Source organism: Pelomonas sp. Root1217, assembly GCF_001425705.1.
Classification (GTDB): Bacteria; Pseudomonadota; Gammaproteobacteria; order Burkholderiales; family Burkholderiaceae_C; genus Pelomonas.
On sequence record NZ_LMDC01000001.1, the window covers coordinates 639,244 to 664,581 of the forward strand.

A 25,338-nucleotide genomic window follows, 5' to 3' on the forward strand; every position below is an offset into this window, starting at 1 on the left:
ATGCAGACGGCGCCCCGCCTCGGCATGGTGGCCGGCGAGGCCAGCGGTGATCTGCTGGCTGGCCTGCTGCTGCAGGGCCTGCATGCCCGCTGGCCGGCGCTGACGGCGCAGGGCATTGGCGGCCCGAAGATGATCGCCCAGGGCTTCGAGACTTGGTGGCCGCACAGCAAGCTGTCCATCTTCGGCTATGTCGACGCGCTGCTGAACATCCGCGAGCTGCTGTCCATCCGCAAGCAGCTCGGCACGCGCCTCATCTCGAACCGGCCCGATGTCTTCATCGGCGTGGACGCGCCCGACTTCAATTTCGGCCTGGAGACGCGGCTGCGCGAGGCGGGCATCAAGACCGTCCATTTCGTCTGCCCGTCCATCTGGGCCTGGCGGCCCGAGCGAGTCGAGAAGATCAAGGCAGCGGCCGACCATGTGCTTTGCCTGTTTCCCTTCGAGCCGGAGATCCTGCACAAGGCGGGCATCGGTGCCACCTACGTGGGCCATCCTTTGGCGGATGCGATTCCGATGGAGCCACCCCGTGCCGCAGCGCGTGAGGCACTGGGCCTGGCCGCTGCCGACACCGTCATTGCCCTGCTGCCCGGCAGCCGCAAGAGCGAGATCAACTACATCGCGCCGGCGCTGATCGGTGCGGCGAAGCTGCTGGCCCGGCCGGGCCGCCGCTTTGTCATGCCCATCGTGCCGGGGCTGCGCAGCCTGGTTGAGCCGCTGATCCAGGGCGCCGACGTCCAGCTCGTCGACGGCCAGTCCCACACGGCCCTGGCCGCCTGCGACCTGACGCTGCTGGCCAGCGGCACCGCCACGCTGGAGGCGGCCCTGTTCAAGCGGCCCATGGTCATCGCCTACCGCATGAACGCGCTGAACTGGTGGCGCATGAAGGGCCGCGGCCTGCAGCCCTGGGTGGGCCTGCCCAACATCCTGGCGCGCGAGTTCCTGGTACCCGAGCTGATCCAGGACGCCTGCACGCCCGACAACCTGGCGCGTGAGGCGGAAAGCCTGCTTGCCGATGCAGCGCGCCGCGCGGCCCTGCACGAGCGCTTTGTTCAACTCCACGAGCTGCTGCGGCAAGACACCGCGCGGCGTGCCAGCGATGCCATCGCGACGCTCATCCAAGCCTGAACAGGTGTCCCTCGACTGGACGCCGCCCGGCCTCGTCGCCGGCGTGGACGAGGCTGGGCGCGGGCCGCTCGCGGGGCCGGTATTCGCGGCGGCCGTCATCCTGGACGACCTGCAGCCCATCAAGGGCCTGGCCGACTCCAAGGTGCTGACACCGGCCAAGCGTGCGCGGCTGTACGACGAGATCCGCGCCAAGGCGCTGTGCTGCTGCATCGCGCATGCCACGCACGAAGAGATTGACCGCATCAACATCCTGCAGGCCACGATGCTGGCGATGCAGCGTGCGGTGACGGGCCTGCGGCTCAAGCCAGCGCTCGTGCGCATCGACGGCAACCGGCTGCCGGTGCTGGCCGTACCGGCAGAGGCCATCGTGCAGGGCGACGCCACCGTGCAGGCCATCTCCGCTGCCAGCATCCTCGCCAAGGTGGCGCGGGACCTCTTTTGCGAGCAGATGCATGTCAGCCACCCGCAGTACGGCTTCGCCGCGCACAAGGGCTATGGCACGCCGGAGCACCTCGCCGCGCTGAAGCAGCATGGCGCCAGCCCCTGGCACCGTCGCAGCTTCGCGCCGGTCCGCGAGGTCTGTATCGACGTGACGACCAACCCGCTGGCATGAAGATCGACCACGTCACTTCGCGCGACAACCAGGTGCTGGTGCGGCTGCGCAAGCTGACGGCGGACGCCAATGGCTACCGCAAGACCGGCAGCGTCTGGATCGAGGGCGACCATCTGCTGCGTGCCGCCCTGCAGCGCGGCTGGAAACCGGCTCTCGTCGTGCTGACTGAAGGTGCGATGCAGGACGCGGCCTTGAGCGCCCTGGCCGAATCGGCGCCCCGTACTCTCGTCGTGCCGATGGCGCTGTTCAAGGGCCTGAGCGGCCTCGAGTCACCAGCGCAAATCGGTGCCGAGTTGACACTGCCGGCTTCACCGGAGATCGATGCCAACGCCGCCAGCGTGGTGCTTGACCGTTTGCAGGATGCCGGCAATGTCGGCGCCATCCTGCGCAGCGCGGCCGCCTTTGGTGTGCGCCAGGTGCTGGCGCTCAAGGGCACGGCGGCGCTGTGGTCGCCGAAGGTGTTGCGAGCGGGGCAGGGGGCGCATTTCGGCCTGCGCCTCATCGAAGGCCTCGCCGCGGACGACCTTGCGGCGCTCGCCATCCCGTTGATCGCCACCAGCTCGCACACCGAGCAGGTGCTGCATCGGGTCGCCCTGCCTTCACCCTGTGCCTGGGTCATGGGCCACGAAGGGCAGGGCGTTTCATCCGAGCTGATGGCCCGCTGCGCGCTGACCGTGGGCATTCCGCAGCCGGGCGGCGAGGAGTCCCTGAATGTGGCCGCAGCGGCAGCCATCTGTCTTTACGAGAGCGAGCGGCAGAGGGGCTGAGAACGCGCGGAAGCCTTGCCTTGTGCTGGAACCACTGGGCTGACCCCTCGATTGCCGCTTGCAATCGAGAATAATTCTCATTACAGTGACTCGATGCTCACTGATTCCCATCCGCCAAAGCCTGAGGCTGTGACCCTGGGCTTGGGTCAGGCCCGCCAGATCGACAGCGCCACGTTGCTCGGCCCCAAGGGCGAAGTCCTCATCGTGCATCAACAGCAGGTCTACCGCCTGCGCATCACGTCCCAGGGCAAGTTGATCCTGACCAAATAGCCTTCGCCGTCATATCGCGCCAGCCAGCCGTCGCCCGCCCGCGCTTCTCCCCTGGAGATTCTCGAATGGCCGACACCTGCTGCGCCGCGCATGCCGCCGCTTCCCTCAATACCGGCTCGCGCCGGCGCCGCCTGTGGGAGCTGGGCAGCCATGCGCACTGCCCCGTCGTCGGCGTCTGCGTGCCGCTGGAACGCGTGCGCGTGCTGGCAAGGAAGCTGCTGGTGCTGCAGGGTGACGAGGACGACTACACATTGCACTGCAGCCTTGTCACCGCCGCCGCGCGCCGCAACGCCGTCGCCGAGTCGCTGCAGAAGGACCTTGAGGAACGCTTTGCGCTGGATGTGCGTAACGCCGCTCAGGCCAAATGCCGCGAGAGCCTGATGACCTGGTGGCGCAATCGCGCCGGCCAGGGGGAGATCGCCGGCGCGCTGTGGGCCACACTGACACATGCGCGTTGCGACGAATGGCTGGAGATGCGCGTGCTGGGCCAGGTGCACATGCTGCAGCACCAGGTCGGCGCCGCCCAGCGCGTGGACGTCGCCCGCCACCGCGAACTGGCCACCGAACACCAGGCGCTGGCACGCGACTACGCCGACGTACAGCAGCGCGTGACCGGCTGGAGCCAGGAGCGTGCCCGGGAGCAGCAGGCCTGGGAGCAGGAGCGCATGCAGTTCCGTGCTGCGCAGATCAGCCTGCAGACCCAGCTCGCCCAGGCTCATGAGCAACTGCAGCATTGGCGGGCCGCGCGGCCGGACCTGCCCGAGCGCGAGGCCCTGCGCGAGCGCCTGGCTGAGCAACTGGAGCGCAACCAGGCGTTGCAACGCGAGATCAACCGCCTGGCATCGTGCCAGCCTGTGGAGGCCGTGGAGCCGGTGGCCGTGGTGGAGGAGGAACTGCCAGCCGAACCGGTGAAGCTGGAGCACCGCGTGGTGCTCTGCGTCGGTGGGCGCGGCGGCAGCGTGCCGCAGTACCGCCAGGCCGTGGAGGGCTGCGGCGCGCAGTTCCTGCACCATGACGGCGGCAGCGAGCACAAGCCGGCGCAGCTCGAACCCCAGCTCGCCGCGGCGGACCTCGTCATCTGCCAGACGGGTTGCATCAGCCACGACGCCTACTGGCGCGTGAAGGACCATTGCAAGCGCCACAACAAGCGCTGCGTCTTTGTCGAGACACCCAGCCGCAGCGCCTTCGAGCGCGCGTTGGCCCAGGCCGCGGCACAAGGAGGGGCAAATAGGGCGGTCTGAGGGGAAGCCCCCAGCGAGGCGGCAAACTGCCTGCCGCAAACTGCAATTGTTTGCAGCCGGAGACCCGCCATGCCCCCCGTCGCCTCGCCCCACCAGCTCGCGCGCCGCGCCATCGCCCTCGTCCTGGCCGGTGGCCGCGGCTCGCGGCTCAAGCAGCTGACCGATTCGCGCGCCAAGCCGGCCGTCTATTTCGGCGGCAAGTTCCGCATCATCGATTTCGCGCTGAGCAACTGCGTCAACAGCGGCATCCGCCGCATCGGCGTCGTCACGCAGTACAAGAGCCATTCGCTGCTGCGCCATATCCAGCGCGGCTGGAGCTTCCTGCGCGCCGAACTCAACGAGACGGTGGACCTGATGCCGGCCCAGCAGCGCACCGACGATGAAAGCTGGTACCGCGGCACGGCTGACGCGGTGTTCCAGAACCTGGACATCGTGCAGAGCACCGGCGCCGACTACATCGTCGTGCTGGCGGGTGACCACATCTACAAGATGGACTACTCCAGCATGCTGGTGGACCATGTGGCCACAGGAGCGGGTTGCACCGTCGGCTGCATCGAGGTGCCCAAGGGCGAGGCGAGTGCCTTCGGCGTGATGGCCGTGGACGACGAGCGCCGCATCACGGCCTTCAAGGAAAAGCCCGCGGACCCGCCCAGCATCCCGGGCCGCGACGACGTGTGTCTCGCCAGCATGGGCATCTACATCTTCAATGCCGACTACCTTTACCGACTGCTGGCCGAAGACCTGGCCGACCCCAACTCCAGCCACGACTTCGGCAAGGACGTGATCCCCAAGGTCGTCGGCGAAGAGAAGGCTGTGGCCCATCCCTTCGGCATGAGTTGCATCATGAACCCCAACGGCGCGACGCCGTACTGGCGCGATGTCGGCACGCTGGACGCCTTCTGGTCCGCCAACCTCGACCTCGCCTCCATCAGCCCCGAACTGGATATCTACGACACCGACTGGCCGATCTGGACCTACCAGCGCCAGCTGCCTCCGGCCAAGTTCATCCCCGACCACAACGGCATGCACGGCATGACGGTCAACACCATCGTCAGCGCAGGCTGCATCGTGTCGGGCTCGCATGTCGTGCAGTCGGTGCTGTTCAACAACGTGCGTATCCGCTCCTTCTGCAACATCCACCAGTGCGTGCTGCTGCCGGGCGTCGAGATCGGGCGGCATTGCCGGTTGACCAAGGTCATCGTCGATCGCGGTTGCGAGATTCCCGATGGCCTTGTCGTCGGCGAGGATGCGGCGCTGGACGCCGAACGCTTCGAGCGCACGGAAAACGGCGTCGTGCTGATCACCAAGCAGATGCTGGCCAGGCTGTCGTCATGAAGCCCCTCGTCCAAGGAGTATCTTGGCCGGTCTTGCAGACCGCGCCGCGGCTTGTGCCGCAGCTCTTCGGCAGGCACACCGCGCCCGCTGGGCGCGCTGTGTCCGGCCTCAGCCCCCGCGGGGACGGCGATGCTTGCCGGATTGACCGGCAAGCACATCGCCCGGCGGGCCGGCTTGGGAGCGGCCCGGCGCTCGGCCCGTGGGTAGAGCACTGATGCGAGTTCTGCAGGTCAGCGCGGAACTCTTCCCGCTGCTGAAGACTGGTGGCTTGGCTGACGTGGCCGGTGCGCTGCCTGCGGCGTTGGCCGCAGCAGGCGCCGAGCCGCGTCTGCTGGTGCCGGGTTTCCCGGCCATCCGCGATTCGTTGACGCTGGAATGCGCCGTCGTTCCCGTCGCACTGCCATGGAGCGAAGGAAGGGCAGCGCTGCTGCGCGGGCGGCTGCCGGGCTTCGACATGCCCGTCTACGTGCTGGACGCTCCCGGTCTTTTCGACCGGCCCGGCAACCCCTACGCGGATGAGAGCGGCATTGCCTACGCCGACAACCACCGCCGCTTCGCACTGCTGGGCCTGGCGGCTGCCCGTCTTGCCGAGGGTGTGGATGCCGCCTGGTGTCCGCAGATCGTGCACGCCCATGACTGGCACGCCGGCCTGGCCTGCGCCCACATTGCCGCCAGCCGCTCGCGCCGCCGCACCGAGGCGCGGACGGTCTTTACCGTGCACAACCTGGCCTACCAGGGCCTGTTCCCTGCCGACCATTTCTGCGATCTCGGCCTGCCAGCCCAGCACTACGCCGTCGAGGGCGTGGAGTTCTATGGCCAGGTCAGCTTCATGAAGGCCGGACTGCATTTCGCGGACGCGATCACCACGGTCAGCCCGAGCTATGCGCGCGAGATCCAGACGCCCGAGCAGGGCTGCGGTCTGGACGGGTTGCTGCGCCACCGCGCTGATGTGTTGCGCGGCATCCTGAACGGCGTCGACTACGGTGTGTGGTCACCCGCTCACGACCGCAGCATCGCCCAGACCTATGACGTCGAGCGCTCCGGGGGCAAGGCCGTATGCAAGGCCGCGTTGCAGCGTGAATGTGGCCTCGCCATGAAGGCGGAAGCACCGCTCTTCGGCATCGTCAGCCGCCTGACGGAGCAGAAAGGGCTGCCCCTGGTGCTCGATGCGCTGAACGACCTGATCGACGCGGGTGGACAACTGGTCATCCTTGGAAGCGGTGACGCCCGGCTTGAAGCAGCGTTTGGCGAAGCCGCCGCGAGGCACCCCGGCCAAATCGCCCGTCGCATCGGCATGGATGAAGGGCTGGCCCATCGAATCTACGCCGGCAGCGATGTGATGCTGGTGCCCAGCCGCTTCGAACCTTGTGGCCTCACCCAACTCTATGGGCTGAGCTATGGCGCGTTGCCGTTGGTGCACCGCGTCGGTGGGCTGGCCGACACGGTGGTCGACTGCACGCTGGAAGACCTCGATGCCGGCGCCGCCACGGGCTTTGTCTTCAACGCCTTCACGGCCGACGCCTACCGCCGCGCGCTGCGGCGGGCGTTTGCACTGTGGAGCCGCCCTGAGTATTGGGCCCGCGTGCGCCAGGCTGCGATGCGCCAGCGCTTTGGCTGGGACGCTGCGGCCACGCGCTATGTCGACATCTACGAAGGCCAGTCAAATCGCTAGCGCGATGACGCCGACACCAATCAACGCGGCTCCTGCAATCCGCCAGCGTCGCTCGCCTTCGCCAAGCAATTGCCCGCCCAGCAGCGCCGCGAACAGCATCGACACCTCGCGCGCCGGCGCCACGCGCGACAGCGGCGCATCACGCACGGCCAGCAGCACCAGCACGTAGGCCAGCGGGCTGATGATGGCAACGGCGAGCACACCCTTCCACGTGCGCCGCATCTCGGCGTTGAAGCTGTGCAGGTTGCGCAGCACGACGGGCAATTGCATCGGTACCCGCAGCACGTTGCCGCAGTAGTCCAGCAGCAGCGGCGACACGGCCAGCACCTTGACGGCATAGCCGTCCAGCACCGTGTAGCCGGCGATCAGCGTACCGGTCGCCATGCCCCAGTACACGCCGCGGCGGCGGCGAATCGTGGCGGTGACTTCCGGGTCCGTGCCCCGGCCGAGCAGGCGCGGCCCCATCGTGATGAGCAGGATGCCGCCCACCACACCAGCCAGCCCCAGCGTGCCGAGCACGCCGAGGTGCTCGTCCAGCAGCAGCACCGCCGCGGTCGCCGACAGCAGCGGCCCGCTGCCGCGCGCGACCGGGTAGACGACGGTGAGGTCGCTGGCCTTGTAGCCGGCGATCAGGCAGTTGAAGTAAAGCAGGTGGACGACGGCGCTGGCGACGACGAAGCCCCAGGCCAGCGGCGACCAGCCGGGCAGTTCGCCCAGGCCTATCCAAAGCACTGCAGGCAGCCAGAAGAGCACGACCCCGACGGCGCAGGCGAACACGAAGTGGGGCCCGCCGCCCCACTTCTTGGCGGCCAGGTTCCAGAGCGCGTGGAGAAGGGCGGCAGTGAGGACGAGGGCGAGAGCCGAGGCGGGCATCAGTCAGCGCATCAGTACATCAGCCGATCCGGCCGGATGTCGCGCAGGATGGTCGTCGCAATCTCTTCGATGGATTTGTGGGTGGATGACAGCCAAGAGATGCCGTCTCGCTTCATCATGCCTTCGGCCTCGTTGACCTCGTAGCGGCAGTTCAGCAGGTCGGCATACTTGCTGCCGGGGCGGCGCTCGTTGCGGATGGACGAGAGGCGCTCGGGGTCGATGGTCAGTCCGAAGCATTTGCGCTTGTGCGGCAGCAGTGGCGCGGGCAGCTTGCGGCGCTCGAAGTCCTCGGGGATCAGCGGATAGTTGGCGGCCTTGATACCGTGCTGCATCGCCAGGTACAGCGAAGTTGGTGTCTTGCCTGAGCGCGACACGCCGACAAGGATGACGTCGGCCACATCGAGGTTCTTGGCGGATTGGCCGTCGTCATGCGCCAGCGAGAAGTTGATCGCCTCGATGCGGTCGTGGTACTCCTTGCTTTCGGCCACGTCCGAGAAGCGGCCCACGCGGTGGTTGCTCTTGATGCCGAACTCGTCTTCCAGCGGCTCGATGAAGGTGCCGAACATGTCCATCACCCGGCCCTGGCAGTGCTCGCGCACCACCTTGAGCACATCGCGGTCCACCAGCGTGGCGAAGACGATGGGCCGTTGGCCCTCGCGGATGGCCGTCTCGTTGATCTCCCCGACGACGGCATGGGCCTTGTCGGCCGAGTCGATGAAGGGCCGGCGCACATGGCGGGCCTTGATCGAGAACTGGGCGAGGATGGAATTGCCGAAGGTTTCGGCGGTGATGCCGGTGCCGTCAGAGACGAAATAGACGGTTCTGGCGGTCATGACTGTTGCTCGCGGAGTTCAGGGGCGAAGCCATGATAGCCAGCGCTAGGCATCACCCTTCAACTTGCCGATGAGCTCGCGCATGACGGCGCTTTCCTCGGCCGGCAGCAGGCCGGCACGCAGCAGCGACTCTCGCTCCAGTTCGCGCAGCCGCCATTCCAACTCCCCCACGACGGTCATCAATTCGATCTGCAGTTCGGTGTCGCGCTGTTCGACCAGGCTGGCGACGAGGGCATCAGGATCGTGGGTGTCCAGGCCGGTGCTGGAAAAGGCGGTCTGGATGCGCAGCAGGCGTTGCAGGCCGGCTTCGAGGACGGCGCGCAGGCCCGGTCGAGCGATAGCGATGCGTTCGTCTATCCAAGGCCGCGCCTCGCGGAAGCGCTCCAGCGTGCTCGCAATGCCGATCACGCGCGGGATGGCGGACTCCAGCGGCATGGGGTCGGCCATCGCTGCGTTCGACAAGTTGTCGTCCTGCGCGGCCGCCGCGATGGCTTCAGTGATTTCGCGGCTGAACTCGCCGGGAATAAGCCTCGTGGCGACGCTGGCACGCGTCATCGGCGTCATGCTGTTCTCGATGAGGGCCATCAGCCACTCGGCAGCCGCCAGGATCTGGCCATTCAGTGGCAGGGCGGCGCCCTGCACACCGCGCGGGTAGCCAAAGCCGTCCAGTCGCTCGTGGTGATGCAGGACGGCACTCGCGATCTCCTTGCCGGCCCCTTGCATATTGCGCAGCACGCGCTCGCCGACGATGGGATGCGAGGCCACATGCCGCCACTCGGGTGGCCCCAGCGGCGTGCCCGGGCGCATATAGGCTGGGTCGATGTAGAGCTCGCCGACGTCGTGGAGCAGCCCGGCCAACGCCAACATGCGGTGGCGGTCGGCCTCTCCCGGCAGCAGCCGGCGGGCCAGCGCAAGGGCCAGCATGGCCACGCCCGCCGTGTGCCTGAGGCGGTCGCTCTGGTACTCGGCATAGACCGTCAACAGGGACTGCACCGGAATGCTGAGCTTGAGCGTGGCCAGCGTCGTCGGCGCGCTGGGATAGAGGTCGTGGGCGCAAAGAGTCTTCAGCAGGGAGTGCTGTTCGAAGAGAGCCTGGCCGATTGGGCCGAAGCTTTCCGGCATGACGCCCTGGGTGACCTGGAGGCAGTCCTCAAGCGGCTTCTGCAGCTTGTGCATCAGCAGGCGCTCGCGCACCTTGTCGTTGATCTGGGCGCCCTTGGCGAGCAGCTTGATGCCGTTGCGGCTGACGATGTCTTCACAGGCCTCGACAGGGCGGGACTCGGACACCCGGATGACATGGTCCAGATAGTGCGGATTGACTTCGGGTGCGGGTTCGACAGCCACGCAGGCGATTGTGCCCACGCTGTATCCCAGGGGCTTGACTTGAATCAGTCGCCTGACAACGTTTTCACGACACCCCCAAAGAGGGGACACGACCCCGAGAAGGGACTTATTGCACGCCCCGTCGCCGTACCTGGATGAAACCCGAGGCCTAGAATCCGCCGCAATTCCTCGCGATCAGCCCATGCGCGCCTCCCTCCTCCTAAAAGAATCCAGAAATGGACGGAGCTGCGCTTGCCTTGAGCATCTTGGCTCGGCACCGGGCGTGGACGACGCGACGACACCGGTTTTTCAACCTCCCGGAGTTTCCCCATGTCCACCCTGTTCGAGGCGACCGCCCTGGTCGTACCGTTTGAGAACCTGAGGATGAGCGATGTCGAGGCCGTTGGCGGCAAGAACGCCAGCCTCGGCGAAATGATCTCGCAGCTCGCCGCCAGCGGCGTGCGCGTCCCCGGAGGGTTCGCCACCACGGCGCACGCCTTCCGGCAGTTCCTCAAGCACGAGGGGCTGGACGCGCGCATAGCGGCGCGTTTGAGCACGCTCAACACCGACGACGTCCGCGCGCTGGCCGAGGCCGGCGCCGAGATCCGCGGCTGGATCGAGAGCCAACCCTTCCCGGCCGACCTGGAGGCGGGTGTGCGCGCCTCGTACGCCCAGTTGACCGCCGACAACCCCGATGCCACCTTCGCCGTGCGCTCCTCCGCCACGGCAGAAGACCTGCCGGACGCGTCCTTCGCCGGCCAGCAGGAGACCTTCCTGAACGTGCATGGCATCGACGAGGTGCTGCACAAGATGCGCGAGGTGTTCGCGTCGCTGTACAACGACCGCGCCATCAGCTACCGCGTGCACAAGGGCTTTGCCCATGGCGATGTGGCCTTGTCGGCCGGCGTGCAGCGCATGGTGCGCAGTGACCTCGGCTCGGCCGGCGTCATGTTCACCATCGACACCGAGAGCGGCTTCCAGGACGTCGTCTTCATCACGTCCAGCTACGGCCTGGGCGAGACGGTGGTGCAGGGCGCCGTGAACCCGGACGAGTTCTACGTCCACAAGCCCGCGCTGAAGGCCGGCAAGCTGGCCATCATCCGCCGCAACCTGGGCTCCAAGCTGCTGCGCATGGAGTTCGCCTCGCCCGAAGAGAAGGCCGCCAGCGGCAAGCTGGTGAAGACGGTCGACACCGTGCCCGAGCACCGCAACCGCTACTCGCTGAATGACGCCGAGGTCACCGAGCTGGCGCAGTACGCGTTGATCATCGAGCAACACTACGGCCGCGCCATGGACATCGAGTGGGGCCGCGACGGCGTCGACGGCAAGCTCTACATCCTGCAGGCGCGGCCCGAGACGGTGAAGAGCCAGGTTGGTGGACAGGTCGAGCACCACTACAAGCTCAAGGCCCACAGCGCCGTGCTGGCCGAAGGCCGCGCCATCGGCCAGAAGATCGGCACCGGCCCGGTCCGCCTCGTCCACAGCATCGCCGAGATGGAGCGCGTGCAGCCGGGCGACGTGCTCGTTACCGACATGACCGACCCGAACTGGGAGCCGGTCATGAAGCGCGCCTCGGCCATCGTGACCAACCGCGGCGGCCGCACCTGCCACGCGGCCATCATTGCGCGCGAGCTGGGCATCCCGGCGGTGGTGGGCTGCGGCGACGCTACCGAGAAGCTCAAGGACGGCCAGCTCGTCACGGTCGCCTGCTCGGAGGGCGATACCGGCCACATCTACGACGGCCTGTTGGAGACGGAGATCAGCGAGGTGCACCGCGGCGAGCTGCCCTACTGCCCCATCAAGATCATGATGAACGTCGGCAACCCGCAGCTGGCCTTCAACTTCGCGCAGATGCCCTCGGGCGGCGTCGGCCTGGCCCGCCTCGAGTTCATCATCAACAACAACATCGGCGTCCACCCCAAGGCCATCCTGGACTATCCGAACATCGACGCCGACCTGAAGAAAGCCGTCGAGTCGGTCGCCCGCGGCCACGCCTCGCCGCGTGCCTTCTATGTCGACAAGCTGGCCGAAGGCATCGCGACGATCGCGGCCGCCTTCTTCCCGCGCCCGGTCATTGTTCGTTTGAGTGACTTCAAGAGCAACGAGTACCGCAAGCTCATCGGCGGCAGCCGCTACGAGCCGGACGAAGAGAACCCCATGCTGGGCTTCCGCGGTGCGTCGCGCTACATCAGCGGCGACTTCCAGGACGCCTTCGCAATGGAGTGCGAGGCGCTCAAGCGCGTGCGCAAGGAAATGGGCCTGAATAACATCGAGATCATGGTGCCCTTCGTGCGCACCGTGAAGCAGGCCGAGAAGGTCGTCTCCATGCTGGCCGACCGGGGCCTCAAGCGCGGTGTCGACGGCCTGCGCATCATCATGATGTGCGAGGTGCCGAGCAACGCCATCCTGGCCGAGCAGTTCCTAGAGCATTTCGACGGCATGTCCATCGGCTCCAACGACCTGACCCAGCTGACGCTGGGCCTGGACCGCGACTCGGGCCTGGAGCAGCTCGCCGGTGACTTCGACGAGCGCGACCCCGCCGTCAAGGCCCTGATCTCGCGTGCCATCCGCGCTTGCCGAGCCACCGGCAAATACATCGGCATCTGCGGCCAGGGCCCCAGCGACCACCCGGACTTCGCCGACTGGCTGGCCGAGGAGGGCATCGTGTCGATCTCGCTGAATCCGGACACGGTCATCGAGACCTGGCAGCGCCTGGCCGCCAAGTAAAGCGTCAACGAAGTCTGCGCGATTGACGACCAGCCCGGGTTCTCCGTAAGGGGAATCCGGCTTTTTATTGCCATGATCGCGGCCGTGCCTGCCCGTCACCTCCACCGCCGTTACGCCCTCTTCGCGCTGAGCTTCATCGCCCTGGTGGTTGGCCTGGGGCTGGCCGAGCAGCGCGGCCTGGCCAAGGTCTGGATCGGCTACACCTTCCTCGGCGCGACGGTCCTCGTCTACGCCGTCATTGGCATCCTCTGTCGCACGACCGACCCGGCCGAATACTTCGTCGCTGGTCGCCGCGTGCCGGCTCTGTACAACGGCATGGCCGCCGGTGCGGACTGGATGAGTGCAGCCACCTTCATCGGCCTGGCCGGCACGCTCTACGCCAGCGGCTATGCCGGGCTGGCCTATGTGCTGGGCTGGACCGGCGGCTTCGTTCTCGTGGCGCTGTGCATCGCGCCCTATCTGCGCCGCTTTGGCCAGTTCACGTTGGCCGACTTCCTCGCCGAGCGCTTTGACAGCCGGGCCTTGCGGCTCGTGGGCGCCTGCGCTGCCATCCTCGTGTCCTTCGTCTACCTGGTCGCGCAGATCTACGGCGTTGGTTTGATCACGACGCGATTGACCGGCCTGGGCTTCGAGGTCGGCGTCTTCGTCGGCCTGGGTGGCGTGCTGGTCTGCTCCTTCCTGGGCGGCATGCGTGCTGTCACCTGGACCCAGGTGGCCCAGTACCTGATCATGATCCTGGCCTATCTGGTGCCGGTCATCTGGCTCAGCGTCAAGCAGACGGGCTGGCCTCTGCCGCAGCTCGTTTACGGCCAGCAGTTGCACCAGCTAGCGCAGCGCGAGCGTGAGCTGATGCGCGACCCGGGCGAGCTGCAGGTGCGCGCCATCCACCAGCAGCGTGCCGATGCGGCTGCGGCGCGCCTGGCCGACGTGCCCCAGGCGCTGGCCGATGAGCAGGGCAGGGCGGCCGCTCAGGTCGCCATGCTGAAGGCCGAGGGCGCGCCGCTGGCCCGCATCCAGGCCGCCGAGAAGCAGCGCGCCGCGCTGCCGCGCACACCGCCCGAGGCCGAAGAGCGTTGGCGGCGGGAGCAGGCAGGGGAGGCCCAGCTCGCCCAGCCGCTGTCCGGCCTCGTACCCCATATGCAGCCCTTTGCGGGCAACCCCGATGGCAGCCCGCCCGAGCGTGAGCAGGCCAGCGCGGCGCGCCGCAACTTCATCGCCCTGGCCTTCTGCCTGATGGTCGGCACAGCCGGTCTGCCACATCTGCTGACGCGCTACTACACGACCAGCTCCGTCGCGACGGCGCGCCAGTCGGTGGCCTGGTCCCTGGTCTTCATCTGCCTGCTCTATCTGACGGCACCGGCCCTGGCCGTCATGGTCAAGACCGAGGTCTTCAACAGCCTGGTGGGCACGCCCTTCGACCAGTTGCCGGCCTGGATACGCCAATGGCAGCGCGTCGATCCGGCCCTGCTGTCGGCCGTGGACCTGAACGGTGACGGCCGCCTGCAGCTGGGCGAACTGCGTCTGCACCCCGATCTCGTCATGCTGGTCATGCCCGAGCTGGGCGGCCTGCCCTATGTCATCTCGGGCATGGTGGCAGCCGGTGGGCTGGCGGCGGCGCTGTCCACCGCAGACGGCCTGCTACTGGCCATCTCCAGCGCGCTGTCCCACGACCTCTACTACAAGGCCATCAACCCCGAGGCTTCGCGCACACGGCGGGTCACCTTGTCCAAAGCGCTGCTGCTGGCAGCGGCGCTGGCGGCGGCGGCGGTGGCATCCAGCCGGCCGGCGGACATCCTGGCCGTCGTCACGGCGGCTTTCTCCATCGCCGGTTCGACCTTTTTCCCCGCCCTGGTCGCCGGCGTGTTCTGGCGTCGCGCCAACCGCGCCGGCGCCTTGGCGGGCATGTTGACCGGCCTCGTCGTCTGCCTGATCTATCTCGTCATCGCTCACCCCGGCGCGCGGGCGTTGATCGGCCTGCCCGGCCCGGCGACGCTGATCTGGGGCATCCAGCCGGCCTCGGCCGGCCTCTTCGGCGTGCCCGTGGGTGCCCTGGCGCTTGTGCTTTTCAGCCTGCTGAGACCGGCGCCCGGCCAGCGCGACCGTGATTTCGTCGACACACTGCGCAGCCGCCCGCAGCCCTGACCCGCCTTGCGGCGGCGCTGATTAGGCTGTTTGCCGCTTCCGGGCTAGAATCTTTGGTTCCCCCTTGCCGTACCGCGTGTAGACGCCGTGGCGCGGCTTCCTCAGACCGGCAACCCTGTCGGGCTGGAATCCACAAGGAGCAAATATGCGTCACTACGAAATCGTTCTGCTGATCCATCCGGATCAAAGCGAACAAGTTCCGGCCATGCTGGAGCGCTACAAGGGCCTGATCACCACCGGTGGTGGTGTCGTGCACCGAGTCGAGGACTGGGGCCGTCGCCAGATGGCTTACCTGATCCAGAAGCTCGCCAAGGCCCACTACCTGTGCCTGAACATCGAGTGCAGCAAGGAAGTCCTGGCTGAGCTTGAGACCGGCTTCCGCTTCAACGATGCCGTGCTGCGCCACCTTACCGTGGTTCAGGACAAGGCCATCACGACCCCCTCGGTCATGATGAAGGCCGTCGAGCGCGAAGAAGCCCGCAAGGCGCCGCAACAGCAAGAAGCGGCCTGAGCACAGGTCATCGCTAAAGAACCAGGTTTTTCGAGCAGCGTGCCCCTGGCGTGAACCAGCTTCACCTCCAGGCGCAGATCCAGCAACTCGGGCAAGTTCGCTACACACCCGCCGGGCTGATGGCCCTGGACGCAAGCCTCAAGGCTGAGTCCGAAGTCATCGAAGCCGGCAAGCCGCGCAAAGTCTCCCTGGAGATCAAGGCGGTTGCGGTGGGCGAGGTGGCCAAGCAGTTGCAGGTGCTGGGAGTCGGTGGCGTCGCGGTCTTCCGCGGTTTCCTGACCCACCAGCGCAACGGCCGGGGCTTCATCGCCCATGTCACCGTGATCGAACCCGCTGCTTCCTAGAACCCGGAATTGATTGATCCGGATAGATTTAACAGAGGTCCTCTATGCCCCCGCCACGTGGTAAAGGTCGCTTCTCCAAAGACAAGAAGCCCAAGCGCAACCAACAATCGTTGCTGTTCCGTCGCAAGCGTTTCTGCCGCTTCACCGTCGCCGGTGTCGAGCAGATCGACTACAAGGACATCGACACGCTGCGCGATTTCATCTCCGAAAACGGCAAGATCACGCCCGCTCGCCTGACCGGCACGCGCGCCTTCTTCCAGCGTCAGCTGACGGTGTCCATCAAGCGCGCGCGCTTCCTGGCCCTGCTGCCGTACAGCGACCAGCACAAGGTCTAAGGAGCTGACGACATGCAAGTGATCCTGCTCGAAAAAGTGGCCAACCTCGGCAACCTCGGCGACGTCGTCAAGGTCAAGGACGGTTATGCCCGCAACTTCCTGATCCCGACCAAGCAGGCGCGCCGCGCCACCGAGGCCGCGATCAAGGAATTCGAAGTCCGCCGTGCGGAACTCGAAAAGGCCGCCGCTGCCAAGCTGGCCGAAGCCCAGAAGCTGGGTGAAGCCATCGCCGGCAAGACCGTGCGCATCGCCCAGAAGGCTGGCGTTGACGGCCGCCTGTTCGGCTCGGTGACCAACGCCGACGTGGCCGAAGCGCTGACCAAGTCTGGCAGTGCCATTGCCAAGTCGCAGGTCCGCCTGCCCAACGGTCCGCTGAAGACCGTCGGCGAGTTCCCGGTCCAGGTCGCGGCTCACACCGACGTCGTGGTCGAGATCACCGTCCAGGTGGTCGCTGAAGCCGAGTAACGTAAGCGCGCTTGCGCTGCGGCGTCTGACGCCGCAACATTGAAGAAGGCCGAGGCCCCACAGGGTTTCGGCCTTTGGTTTTTCTGGGACGAGTTTTCCCGCTTCGTCCACCGGCTGCTCCCAGTTCGTTCACAGCTTTATCCACAGGCATGTCCGCGATCTTTCCTGCTTCTTCTTCCGCCGCCCCGTACGACGACGAGGTCGCACGCCTGCGCGTGCCTCCGCATTCGGTCGAGGCCGAGCAGAGCGTGCTCGGTGGCCTGCTGATCGACAACTCGGCCTGGGACAAGGCGGCTGACCTGTTGACCGACAGCGACTTCTATCGCTTCGAGCACAAGCATGTGTACGCGGCCGTCGGCAAGCTCATCAACGCGGGCAAACCGGCCGACGTCGTGACCGTCTTCGACGAGCTGACCTCGGTTGGGCGCGCCGAGGAATGCGGCGGCCTGGCCTATTTGAACGCGCTGGCTCAGAGCGTTCCAAGTGCCGCCAACCTGCGCCGGTATGCCGAGATCGTTCGCGAACGCGCCATCCTGCGCAAATTGGTGGCCACCAGCGACGAGATCGCGACCGCCGCGATGAATCCGCAGGGCCGCGCCGTCACGCAGATCCTGGACGAGGCCGAGGGCAAGATCTTTCGTATTGGCGAGGAGGGCTCCCGCAGCCGCCAGGGTTTCCAGAGCATGGACCAGCTCGTCGTGCAGCTGATTGACCGTGTCAACGAGCTCGCCGAGAGCGGCGCCCAGGACGTGACCGGCGTGCGCACCGGCTTCTACGACCTGGACCGCCAGACCGCTGGCTTGCAGGGCGGCGACTTGATTGTGCTCGCCGCGCGCCCCTCCATGGGCAAGACCGCGTTCGCCGTCAACATCGCCGAGAACGTCGCCATCAACGAGGGCCTGCCTGTCGTCATCTATTCGATGGAAATGGGCGCTGCGCAGCTGGCCTTGCGGATGGTGGGCTCGATCGGCCGCATCGACCAGAGCCATCTGCGCACCGGCCAGCTGAAGGACGACGAATGGGGCCGCCTGTCGGAGGCCGTCGACAAGCTCGGCAAGGCCAGCATCTTCATCGACGAGAGCCCCGGTCTGTCGCCCAGTGAGGTGCGCGCCCGCGCGCGCCGTCAGGCCCGCATCTGCGGCCAGCTCGGCCTCATCGTCATCGACTACCTGCAGCTGATGAGCGGCAACGGCGGAGGCAGCGAGGAAAATCGCGCGACGGTGCTGGGCGAGATCTCGCGCGGCCTGAAGGCCCTCGCCAAGGAGCTGAAGTGCCCCGTCATCGCCCTGTCGCAGCTGAACCGCTCGGTGGAGCAGCGCCCTGACAAGCGGCCAATGATGTCCGACCTGCGCGAATCCGGCGCCATCGAGCAGGACGCCGACATCATCATGTTCATCTATCGTGATGAGTACTACACGAAGGAAGAGTGCAAGGAGCCAGGGGTCGCCGAGATCATCATTGCGAAACAGCGTAACGGCCCGGTGGGCACGGTGAAGCTGATGTTCCAGCGCATGCACACCAAGTTCGAGAATCTGGCGCCTGGCTATGTGGGCGTGGAGCGCGACGAGTACTGAGGGCTCGCGCTATTTCTCAGCCAGATTGGCCACCAGCAGGATGAGCTCGGCCACGTCGAAAGGCTTGGCCAGATGGGCCTGGAAGCCGGCCAGCAGCGAGCGCTTGCGGTCCTCGGCCCGGGCGAAGGCGGTGAGGGCCAGGGCTGGGATGCGGGAGTTGCGCGTTTCGGTCGCCCGCAATGTACGGATCATTTGATAACCGTCCACGCCGGGCATGCCCACATCGCTGACGATGACGGTCGGCCGTGACAGCTGGACGGCCTTGAGCAACTCCTGCGCCGAGGCAAAGGCCACCACCCGGGCCCCCTGATCCTCGAGGATGCGGCACAGCAGGCTGCGTGTGTCCTGCTCGTCGTCCAGCACGAAGATGTGCACGCCGTCCAGCTTGGGGAGGGCGAGGTTCTCGCTGGCCCGCGCATCGGCAGAGGCGGGGTCCTCGTCACGCTCTCCTGCCGCCTGCAGGGCGGACAGCGGCAACCTGACGAAAAAGCTCGCGCCCTGGCCCTCGCCGGCGCTCTCGGCGCGGATGCTGCCCCCGTGCAGCTCGATCAGTTGCTTGCAGATCGCCAGGCCCAGGCCCAGGCCGCCGTGGGCCCGCGAGGTGGAACCGTCCTGCTGCGTGAAGCGATCGAACACCTGAGGCAGGAAGGCGGCCGGGATGCCGATGCCGGTGTCGCTGACGCTGAATTCCACCTGGGAGTTGACGCGCTGCAGCAGCACTTGCACCCGGCCGCCCGCCGGCGTGAATTTGATGGCGTTGTTCAGCAGATTCCACACCACCTGCTGCAACCGTCCGCTGTCACCGTTGACCATGGCCGGGCCGGTATCCAGCAGGGATTGCAGCTCCACCCCTTTGGTCGATGCTGAAGGGGCGACGGTTTCGACGGCTGCCTGAATGACGTTGGCCATGCTCAGTTGCTGCAGGTCCAGCCTCAGCTTGCCGGCCATGATGCGGTTCAGGTCCAGCAGGTCGTCGATGAGTTGCACCTGGGCACGCGCATTTCGGTCGATGACCTCGATGGCGCGCTGCACATTGACGCGCTCATCGCCCGGCTTGGCCCGCAGCAGCACCTGGGTCCAGCCGAGGATGGCCGTCAGTGGCGTGCGCAGTTCGTGCGACAGCGTGGCGAGGAACTCGTCCTTCATGCGCGTCGCGCGCTGGGCGGCAATGCGCGCATTGCGCTCGGCGTCCAGGATTTCCTCGTGTTCGCGGTTGGCGATTTCCATGGCCTCGATGCGCATGGTGGCCGTCAGGTCGCGCGTCAGCTTGGCGTAGCCGATCAACTGCCCGGTCTCGTCTCGCAGCGCCGTGATGCTCACCTGCGCCCAGAAGCTCGTGCCGTCCTTGCGAAGCCGCCAGCCCGTGTCGACGAAACGCCCGACTTCCTGGGCCTGCTGCAGCTCGTATTCGGGCCAACCGCTTGCGCGTACTTCCGGCGGATAAAAGACGGAGAAATGCTCGCCCAGGATCTCCTCGGCGGCGTAGCCCTTGATGCGCTGCGCTCCTTCGTTCCAGGACGCCACGCGCCCGTTCACATCCAGCATGAAGATGGCGTAGTCGGCCACGCCCTCGACCAGCAGGCGGAAGCGCTCCTCGCTGCGCTTGAGTGCTTCCTCGTGGTTGCGCCTTTGCGTCAGGTCACGCGTGACCTTGGCGAAACCCACCAGCTCTCCCGCCGGGTCACGCATCGCCGTGATGACGACATTGGCCCAGAACAGCGAGCCGTCCTTGCGCACGCGCCAACCCTCGTCCTCGAAGGCGCCGTCGCGCGCGGCCATCTCAAGTTCATGGGCAGGCAACTGCCGGGCCAGCGCCTCCGGCGGATAGAACCGCGAGAAATGGCTGCCGATGATCTCGTCCGCCTTGTATCCCTTGAAGCGTTCGGCGCCGGCGTTCCAGGTCAGCACATGGCCCTCAGGGCCCAGCATGAAGATCGCATAGTCGCGCACGCTGTCCACCAGCAGGCGAAAACGCTCCTCGCTGCGCTGCAGGCCTTCGTCATCGGCTTTCAAGTTCGTCCTTCCATGTTGAGGGCGGGCTGGGGCGGCAGTGTGCCGTGTCTCGGCTGGCTTTACGCGCCGGGTGGCCCTTCGTCCTTGTCCTGCCGCGCAGGCGGCTTGTCGTCGTAGCGCAGCACCGACAGCTTGCCATCGCCCTCCAGGTAGGCCGCCCGCACCGCGGCGACGTCTTCGACGCCCGCCTGGCGCAGTTGCGCCTCGAGATCCTCGCGCGTCAGGAACTCCTTGCGCAGATTGCGGCCCAGCACACGCCCCGCCTTGATCAATTGCAGCGGCGGGGGCTCGGTGAGCTTGTGTGCGAGCGGCCAGCGATAGCTGGCCCAGTCCAATGCATAGTTCCAGAACACCAGCGTAGCGACCAGGATCCAGCCCTCGCCCACGGTGTCATAGCTGCCAGACATGGCGTTCTGCGACGCATCCGCGATGACGACCACCATCAGGATGTCAGCGACGCCGAAGGACCCGGGGTCGCGCCGCAGCACGAAGCGGAAGATCAGCAGCAGGAACCAGTACATCAGCGTGCCCCGCAGCATCAGTTCCAGCGGCGACACGTGGATGGCGAAAAGCCCCGAGACGTCCATGTTCACCTCCTCGTCCTGTCCGAATCGGCGGCTACTCGGGCCGGATCCGTGTCATTGGCCTGTGCGATGCGCACGCCCTCTCGTGCCAGGCGCCTGGGAATGAAGGTCTGGATGCGGACGCTGCTCATGTGATGGGCACTGGGCAAGCCATGTGCCCGGCGGCAGCGTTCCATAGCGTTGCGCAAAAAGAGAAGGCTCGACGCGAGGCGTCGAGCCTTCCGCCGTTGGCCTGTTGAGCGGCCTGTTGAGGCTACAGCTCCTGGCTTCCGACGGTTCAAATCTAGCCGCCGGCCTGTGGGCCGGCCATCTCGCCGAGGCCGCGTGGAAATGTAGGCCGTCGCCTACGCATACGGTGGCGTGATCAATGCACCACCGTTTCGCGCAACTCGGGCTGCAGGCTGTCTCGCCGCGCCAGCGCAGGGAAGATCTTGAACCACAGCGCGACGATGGCCAGCGTGCCGAGGCCGCCGAGCAGCACCGATCCGACCGGGCCCAGCAGGGCCGCCGTCGCACCAGACTCGAACTCGCCCAACTGGTTGCTCGCGCCGATGAAGACCGAGTTCACGGCGCCGACGCGGCCGCGCATGTCGTCGGGCGTCTCGAGCTGCACCAGGGACTGGCGGATGACGACACTGAACATGTCGGCCGCACCGCTGACGGCCAGCACGGCGAAGGCGACCAGGAAGGAGGTCGTCAGCGCAAACGCGATCACCGTCAGGCCGAACACGGCCACGGCGCCGAGAAGCCAATGGCCGGCTCGGCGCGTGATGGGGTGGCGAGCCAGCCACACGCCGACGGCAACGGCACCCAGGGCCGGAGCCGAGCGCAGCAGGCCCAGCCCCTCGGGGCCGGTGTGCAGGATGTCGCGCGCGAAGATGGGCAGCAGGGCCGTGGCACCGCCGAGCAGCACGGCGAACAGGTCCAGCGAGATCGCACCCAGCACAACGGGCCTCTGCCAGATGAAGCGGATACCGGCCGTCAGCTGCGCCAGCCCGGGAGCCGCGCGTCGCAACGGCGCGGCACGATGGCGGATCGTCAACACGCCGGCTATCGCCGCGGCGAGCAACAGCAGCGAAACGCCGTAGACGATGGCCGCACCCCAATGCGCCGCATCACCGCGCGCGGCAGCACCCGTCGCCCAGGGCCCGAGCGCATAGAGCAAGCCGCCCAGGGCCGGGCCGGCAATGATGGCCACCTGCATCGACGAGCTGGCCGCCGCCACGGCACGGGGCAGCAGGGCAGGGGGTACAAGCGTCGGCATCAAGGCCTGTTGCGACGGCATCTGCAGGGCGCGCGCGCAGCCCAGCAGCACGGACAGCATCAGGATCATGTTCGGCCCCACCCAGGCGCCGGCGCTGGACAGCGCCAGGCAGGCCGCGGCGACGAGTTGCAGGCCCAGGCTGGCGGCCAGCAGCAAGCGCCGGTCGTGCTGATCCACGACATGGCCGGCCGGCAAGGTGAGCAGCAAGGCAGGCAGAAATTGTGCAAGGCCGACCAGGCCCAGGTCCCAGGCGCTGGCGGTGAGGTCATACATCTGCCAGCCCAGGGCCACCATCAGCATCTGGTTGGCCGCGCCGCCGGTCACGCGGGCTCCCAGCAGGCGCATGTAGTCGCGTTGGTCGCGCAGGCGGCCACGCGGGGCTGGATTCACTTCAAGAGGCATGCAGGGACGGAGGCGCTGCCCAAAGGCGTCAAAGCAAAGGGCGACGGATTATCCCGGCCCGCTCTCGGTGCGCGTCCTGTCTGGAATGTCGGTTGAATACTGTATATATTTACAGTATGTCGCCCGCTCCCACCCGCATTGCCGCCGCCCAGCCGGCCCTCGTCCCGATCGACTCCATCAAGGGCCGCGGCACCGCCACGGCCATGCCGCACCGCTTCGAGCAGCGTGAGCGCGAGCAGTACGACGACGGCTGGGGCTCGCTGGACCAGGAGGCCACCGAAGAGCATGTGGCGGTGGCAACGCAGATCATCGAAGAGCATGCGAAGAAGATCGTCACCAGCAACCAGTCGCCCGACATCAACTTCGACTATTCGATCAACCCGTATCGGGGCTGCGAGCATGGCTGCATCTACTGTTTTGCCCGCCCCACGCACAGCTATCTGAACCTCTCGCCCGGGCTGGACTTCGAGACCCGCATCGTCGCCAAGGTCAACGCCGCGGAGCGCCTGCGCGAGACGCTGGCCGGCGCGAGGTATGTGCCCAAGTCGCTGGTGCTGGGGACGGCGACGGATGCTTACCAGCCCGTCGAGCGCAAGCTGGGCATCACACGCCGCCTCGTCGAGGTACTGGCCGAATGCAGCCATCCGTTCTCGGTCGTGACCAAGTCCAGTGGCATCGAGCGTGATCTGGACCTGATCGCACCGATGGCCGCCCAAGGCCTGGTATCGGTCTATTTGTCGGTGACCACGCTGGACAACGATCTCGCCCGCATCCTGGAGCCACGCGCGGCGGCGCCGGCGCGGCGGCTGCGCACCATCCAGGCATTAGCTGAAGCCGGCGTGCCCGTGGGCGTCAGTGTGTCGCCCATCATTCCCTTCATCAACGAGCCCGAGCTGGAACGCATCCTCGAAGCCGCTGCTGCGGCCGGGGCGAGTTCGGCGTTCAGCATCCCGGTGCGCCTGCCCTGGGAGGTGAATCCGCTGTTCCAGGACTGGCTGCAGCGCCACTTCCCCGACCGAGCCGATCGTGTCATGGCGCGCATCCGCGACATGCGCGGCGGCAAGGACAACGATCCTCGCTTCGGCTCCCGCTTCACGGGCGAAGGCGTCTGGGCTCAGCTGCTGCAGGCGCGCTTCCAGCGGGCCGTCCACAAGCTGGGTCTGCGCAACAAGCGGCGGCCGGTGCAACTGGCGTTGTTCACGCCGCCACGCAAGCCTTCTGCGCAGGGGAGCCTGTTCTAGCGTCGGCAGCCGGCGAGCAAATCCCATTCGGCCTTGTAGATGTCCGACCGAGCGCCCACCCAACCCATCGCGGTATGGAAGAGGTTGTCATGCGAGGCGGGCTTGTCGCGCAGCCCTTGCAGGCAGCCGGGCTTCAGGGACGCCGCCAACCCGCCGCCCTCGGGCACCCACAGCACCATGGGCACATGCGTCTGCTCGGCCGGTGCCATGGCATAGGGCATGCCGTGCAGATACAGGCCGTTTTCGCCCAGCGACTCGCCGTGGTCAGAGACGTAGAGCATGCCCACATCGAAAGCCTGTTGCGCCTGCAGCCAGGCGATGCTGCGCGCCAGCAGCCGGTCGGTCGTCACCAGGGTGTTGTCATAGCCATTGACGACTTGCTCGCGCGGGCACTGCTGGAGCGCGTTGCTCTTGCACTCGGGCTGGAAGGGCTTGAGGTCGGGCGGTGAACGCTTGAAGTAGGCCGGGCCGTGGCTGCCCATCTGGTGCATGACGAGGACGAGCCCACGCTTCACACGCGCCGGGTCCAGCGCCGCGATGCGTTTGTCCAACTCATGCAGCAAAGCTTCGTCGAAGCATTCCTCACCATCGCACAGGCCCGCCGGCAGCGGCGCTGCGCCTTCAGGCAGCTTGGTTGTTGAGCTGTTGGGCACGCGGTCGCAAAGGCCCTTGCAGCCGCTTTGGTTGTCGAGCCACAGCACGGCCAGGCCGGCGCGTTGCAGCACGTCGAGCAGGTTTTCCTGCGTGCCTTTCACGTCGCCAAAGGCCTCGCGGCCCAGCGGCGAAAACATGCAGGGCAGCGATGCCGCGGTAGCCGTGCCGCAGGAAGTGACCTGCCGCAGGGACACGACGGGCAGTTTGGATAACTCTGGATTGGTCGTCCGCGCGTAGCCATTCAGGCTGAAGTTCATCGAACGCGCCGTCTCGCCGACGACGAGCAGCAGCAGCGGCGGTTTGGTGCCGTCGGCCCGCGGCAGTAGGCGGGCGTCTGCGCCGATGACGGCGGGCGGCCCGCTGGGTGCGGCCTGGCGGCGCAGCGCGGCACTGCCGATCGAATAGACCGCGTTCAGCGGCGTGACCATGTAGCGGATGGTCTTGTAGTTGCGCATCGTCGATGACAAGTCGGCAAACACGCTCAATGCCAGCAGCACCATCGCGAGGAGGCCGAGGCCAAAGGCGACGACGTTGCCACCGAGGCGCTTGGGCAGGGCCTGCCGCGGCGCGGTGGGCCGGCGCAGCAGCCACCAGGCGGGCAAGGCGCCCAGCAGTGCGATGCTGACGAGCAGCCGCCAGCTCAGCAGGTCGCGCGTCTCGCGCACATCGGTCTGCACCATGTTCGTGACCATGGTGGGGTCGAAGACGATGCCGTAGCTGCCGATGAAGTGGGCCAGCGCGCCGGCGCTCAGCAGCAGCACGACGAGCAGGCCCTTGATGAAGCGTGGCCAGGCCAGCAGGCTCAGCAGCGCGCCGGTCGCGGCGGTGACCATGCCGGCAAAGGCCAGGATGAAGAAGGGGCGCACATCGGCCATGCCGTGCAGCTGTTGCCACAGCGGCCAATTGGCCAGCAACCCCATCCACAGGGCGGCCAGCCAGGCCTGGGTCAGGGGACGCGAGGTGTCGGGCTGGAACCAGGCCAGCAGGCGCTTGAGCAGGGACATTGGGGGAGGGATAAGAAACAGCGGGG

General features: G+C 66.9%; 22 protein-coding genes. 15 read left to right on the forward strand and 7 right to left on the reverse strand.

Annotation, left to right across the window (positions count from 1 at the left end; all coding sequences use genetic code 11):
* The 7 genes from lpxB (at position 1) to glgA (ending at position 7,023) form a co-directional block, all read left to right on the forward strand.
* Complete coding sequence (gene lpxB, locus ASC95_RS03010) at positions 1 to 1,125, forward strand: lipid-A-disaccharide synthase (RefSeq protein ID WP_057296282.1); 1,125 nt, start codon at positions 1 to 3, stop codon at positions 1,123 to 1,125.
* Positions 1,097 to 1,738, forward strand: coding sequence for a ribonuclease HII (gene rnhB / locus ASC95_RS03015; protein WP_057296283.1), 642 nt, complete (start codon positions 1,097 to 1,099; stop codon positions 1,736 to 1,738). Before lpxB ends, rnhB begins: the two co-directional genes overlap by 29 nt.
* Positions 1,735 to 2,505, forward strand: coding sequence for an RNA methyltransferase (locus ASC95_RS03020; RefSeq protein WP_057296284.1), 771 nt, complete (start codon positions 1,735 to 1,737; stop codon positions 2,503 to 2,505). The genes rnhB and ASC95_RS03020 overlap by 4 nt, the downstream gene beginning before the upstream one ends.
* Positions 2,506 to 2,598: 93 nt before the next feature.
* Positions 2,599 to 2,775 (forward strand): hemin uptake protein HemP, encoded by a 177-nt coding sequence (gene hemP / locus ASC95_RS29705; protein WP_082567438.1) that lies wholly within the window; start codon positions 2,599 to 2,601, stop codon positions 2,773 to 2,775.
* 65 nt (positions 2,776 to 2,840) lie between these two features.
* Positions 2,841 to 4,016 carry a DUF2325 domain-containing protein gene (locus ASC95_RS03025; RefSeq protein ID WP_057296285.1) on the forward strand — a complete coding sequence of 392 codons (1,176 nt, stop codon included), beginning with the start codon at positions 2,841 to 2,843 and terminating at the stop codon, positions 4,014 to 4,016.
* A 69-nt stretch (positions 4,017 to 4,085) separates the two neighbouring features.
* On the forward strand, positions 4,086 to 5,351 hold the full coding sequence (gene glgC, locus ASC95_RS03030) for a glucose-1-phosphate adenylyltransferase (protein WP_057296286.1): 1,266 nt from the start codon (positions 4,086 to 4,088) through the stop codon (positions 5,349 to 5,351).
* A gap of 214 nt (positions 5,352 to 5,565) precedes the next feature.
* Positions 5,566 to 7,023, forward strand: coding sequence for a glycogen synthase GlgA (gene glgA, locus ASC95_RS03035; RefSeq protein WP_057296287.1), 1,458 nt, complete (start codon positions 5,566 to 5,568; stop codon positions 7,021 to 7,023).
* On the opposite strand, the gene ASC95_RS03040 is transcribed toward glgA, so the two are convergent.
* From ASC95_RS03040 to ASC95_RS03050, 3 genes are read right to left on the reverse strand one after another with little or no spacing between them, the layout of a single operon-like run.
* The gene (locus ASC95_RS03040; RefSeq protein WP_057296288.1) at positions 7,012 to 7,896 is read right to left on the reverse strand and encodes an EamA family transporter; all 885 of its coding nucleotides are present in this window, start codon (positions 7,894 to 7,896) and stop codon (positions 7,012 to 7,014) included. The two genes, glgA and ASC95_RS03040, sit on opposite strands and share 12 nt — an antisense overlap.
* An 11-nt stretch (positions 7,897 to 7,907) precedes the next feature.
* Positions 7,908 to 8,729, reverse strand: a complete 822-nt coding sequence (locus ASC95_RS03045; protein WP_057296289.1) for a pyruvate, water dikinase regulatory protein — start codon at positions 8,727 to 8,729, stop codon at positions 7,908 to 7,910.
* 45 nt (positions 8,730 to 8,774) lie between these two features.
* Entirely contained in the window at positions 8,775 to 10,073 is a 1,299-nt protein-coding gene (locus tag ASC95_RS03050; RefSeq protein WP_057296290.1) for an HD-GYP domain-containing protein, read from the reverse strand.
* A gap of 309 nt (positions 10,074 to 10,382) precedes the next feature.
* On the opposite strand from ASC95_RS03050, the gene ppsA reads away from it, so the two are divergent.
* The 7 genes from ppsA to dnaB all read left to right on the forward strand — a co-directional run bounded on the left by ppsA (position 10,383) and on the right by dnaB (position 18,150).
* Positions 10,383 to 12,779 (forward strand): phosphoenolpyruvate synthase, encoded by a 2,397-nt coding sequence (gene ppsA / locus ASC95_RS03055; protein WP_057296291.1) that lies wholly within the window; start codon positions 10,383 to 10,385, stop codon positions 12,777 to 12,779.
* A gap of 84 nt (positions 12,780 to 12,863) precedes the next feature.
* Positions 12,864 to 14,921 (forward strand): sodium:solute symporter family protein, encoded by a 2,058-nt coding sequence (locus tag ASC95_RS03060; protein WP_235537671.1) that lies wholly within the window; start codon positions 12,864 to 12,866, stop codon positions 14,919 to 14,921.
* Between the two features lie 145 nt (positions 14,922 to 15,066).
* Positions 15,067 to 15,432, forward strand: coding sequence for a 30S ribosomal protein S6 (gene rpsF / locus ASC95_RS03065; protein WP_057296293.1), 366 nt, complete (start codon positions 15,067 to 15,069; stop codon positions 15,430 to 15,432).
* A 50-nt stretch (positions 15,433 to 15,482) separates the two neighbouring features.
* Positions 15,483 to 15,776 carry a primosomal replication protein N gene (gene priB, locus ASC95_RS03070; RefSeq protein ID WP_057296294.1) on the forward strand — a complete coding sequence of 98 codons (294 nt, stop codon included), beginning with the start codon at positions 15,483 to 15,485 and terminating at the stop codon, positions 15,774 to 15,776.
* Between the two features lie 44 nt (positions 15,777 to 15,820).
* The gene (rpsR, locus tag ASC95_RS03075) at positions 15,821 to 16,111 is read left to right on the forward strand and encodes a 30S ribosomal protein S18 (protein ID WP_056198092.1); all 291 of its coding nucleotides are present in this window, start codon (positions 15,821 to 15,823) and stop codon (positions 16,109 to 16,111) included.
* 12 nt (positions 16,112 to 16,123) lie between these two features.
* On the forward strand, positions 16,124 to 16,576 hold the full coding sequence (gene rplI, locus ASC95_RS03080; RefSeq protein ID WP_057296295.1) for a 50S ribosomal protein L9: 453 nt from the start codon (positions 16,124 to 16,126) through the stop codon (positions 16,574 to 16,576).
* 149 nt (positions 16,577 to 16,725) lie between these two features.
* Entirely contained in the window at positions 16,726 to 18,150 is a 1,425-nt protein-coding gene (dnaB, locus tag ASC95_RS03085) for a replicative DNA helicase (RefSeq protein ID WP_057296296.1), read from the forward strand.
* Positions 18,151 to 18,159: 9 nt separating this feature from the next.
* Here the strand turns inward: dnaB and ASC95_RS03090 are convergent, their stop codons facing one another.
* The 3 genes from ASC95_RS03090 to ASC95_RS03100 form a co-directional block, all read right to left on the reverse strand.
* Positions 18,160 to 20,163, reverse strand: a complete 2,004-nt coding sequence (locus ASC95_RS03090; protein WP_082567439.1) for a PAS domain S-box protein — start codon at positions 20,161 to 20,163, stop codon at positions 18,160 to 18,162.
* 59 nt (positions 20,164 to 20,222) lie between these two features.
* Positions 20,223 to 20,750, reverse strand: a complete 528-nt coding sequence (locus ASC95_RS03095) for a DUF421 domain-containing protein (protein WP_057296297.1) — start codon at positions 20,748 to 20,750, stop codon at positions 20,223 to 20,225.
* A gap of 361 nt (positions 20,751 to 21,111) precedes the next feature.
* Positions 21,112 to 22,413: an MFS transporter gene (locus tag ASC95_RS03100; protein ID WP_369820578.1), complete on the reverse strand. Its 1,302-nt coding sequence runs from the start codon at positions 22,411 to 22,413 to the stop codon at positions 21,112 to 21,114.
* A gap of 116 nt (positions 22,414 to 22,529) precedes the next feature.
* Between ASC95_RS03100 and ASC95_RS03105 the strand changes: the two genes are divergently transcribed.
* The gene (locus ASC95_RS03105) at positions 22,530 to 23,654 is read left to right on the forward strand and encodes a PA0069 family radical SAM protein (protein ID WP_057296298.1); all 1,125 of its coding nucleotides are present in this window, start codon (positions 22,530 to 22,532) and stop codon (positions 23,652 to 23,654) included.
* Here ASC95_RS03105 and ASC95_RS03110 read toward each other — a convergent pair.
* Positions 23,651 to 25,312, reverse strand: coding sequence for a phosphoethanolamine transferase (locus tag ASC95_RS03110; protein WP_057296299.1), 1,662 nt, complete (start codon positions 25,310 to 25,312; stop codon positions 23,651 to 23,653). The genes ASC95_RS03105 and ASC95_RS03110 overlap by 4 nt on opposite strands.
* Positions 25,313 to 25,338: the final 26 nt, after the last annotated feature.

Bases quoted from the DNA above. Each gene is read 5' to 3' on its own strand.
- lpxB (WP_057296282.1), top strand. From the start codon at position 1: ATGCAGACGGCGCCCCGCCTCGGCATGGTGGCCGGCGAGGCCAGCGGT.
- rnhB (WP_057296283.1), top strand. From the start codon at position 1,097: ATGCCATCGCGACGCTCATCCAAGCCTGAACAGGTGTCCCTCGACTGG.
- ASC95_RS03020 (WP_057296284.1), top strand. From the start codon at position 1,735: ATGAAGATCGACCACGTCACTTCGCGCGACAACCAGGTGCTGGTGCGG.
- hemP (WP_082567438.1), top strand. From the start codon at position 2,599: ATGCTCACTGATTCCCATCCGCCAAAGCCTGAGGCTGTGACCCTGGGC.
- ASC95_RS03025 (WP_057296285.1), top strand. From the start codon at position 2,841: ATGGCCGACACCTGCTGCGCCGCGCATGCCGCCGCTTCCCTCAATACC.
- glgC (WP_057296286.1), top strand. From the start codon at position 4,086: ATGCCCCCCGTCGCCTCGCCCCACCAGCTCGCGCGCCGCGCCATCGCC.
- glgA (WP_057296287.1), top strand. From the start codon at position 5,566: ATGCGAGTTCTGCAGGTCAGCGCGGAACTCTTCCCGCTGCTGAAGACT.
- ASC95_RS03040 (WP_057296288.1), bottom strand. From the start codon at position 7,896: ATGCCCGCCTCGGCTCTCGCCCTCGTCCTCACTGCCGCCCTTCTCCAC.
- ASC95_RS03045 (WP_057296289.1), bottom strand. From the start codon at position 8,729: ATGACCGCCAGAACCGTCTATTTCGTCTCTGACGGCACCGGCATCACC.
- ppsA (WP_057296291.1), top strand. From the start codon at position 10,383: ATGTCCACCCTGTTCGAGGCGACCGCCCTGGTCGTACCGTTTGAGAAC.
- rpsF (WP_057296293.1), top strand. From the start codon at position 15,067: ATGCGTCACTACGAAATCGTTCTGCTGATCCATCCGGATCAAAGCGAA.
- rpsR (WP_056198092.1), top strand. From the start codon at position 15,821: ATGCCCCCGCCACGTGGTAAAGGTCGCTTCTCCAAAGACAAGAAGCCC.
- rplI (WP_057296295.1), top strand. From the start codon at position 16,124: ATGCAAGTGATCCTGCTCGAAAAAGTGGCCAACCTCGGCAACCTCGGC.
- dnaB (WP_057296296.1), top strand. From the start codon at position 16,726: ATGTCCGCGATCTTTCCTGCTTCTTCTTCCGCCGCCCCGTACGACGAC.
- ASC95_RS03095 (WP_057296297.1), bottom strand. From the start codon at position 20,750: ATGGACGTCTCGGGGCTTTTCGCCATCCACGTGTCGCCGCTGGAACTG.
- ASC95_RS03100 (WP_369820578.1), bottom strand. From the start codon at position 22,413: ATGCCTCTTGAAGTGAATCCAGCCCCGCGTGGCCGCCTGCGCGACCAA.
- ASC95_RS03105 (WP_057296298.1), top strand. From the start codon at position 22,530: ATGTCGCCCGCTCCCACCCGCATTGCCGCCGCCCAGCCGGCCCTCGTC.
- ASC95_RS03110 (WP_057296299.1), bottom strand. From the start codon at position 25,312: ATGTCCCTGCTCAAGCGCCTGCTGGCCTGGTTCCAGCCCGACACCTCG.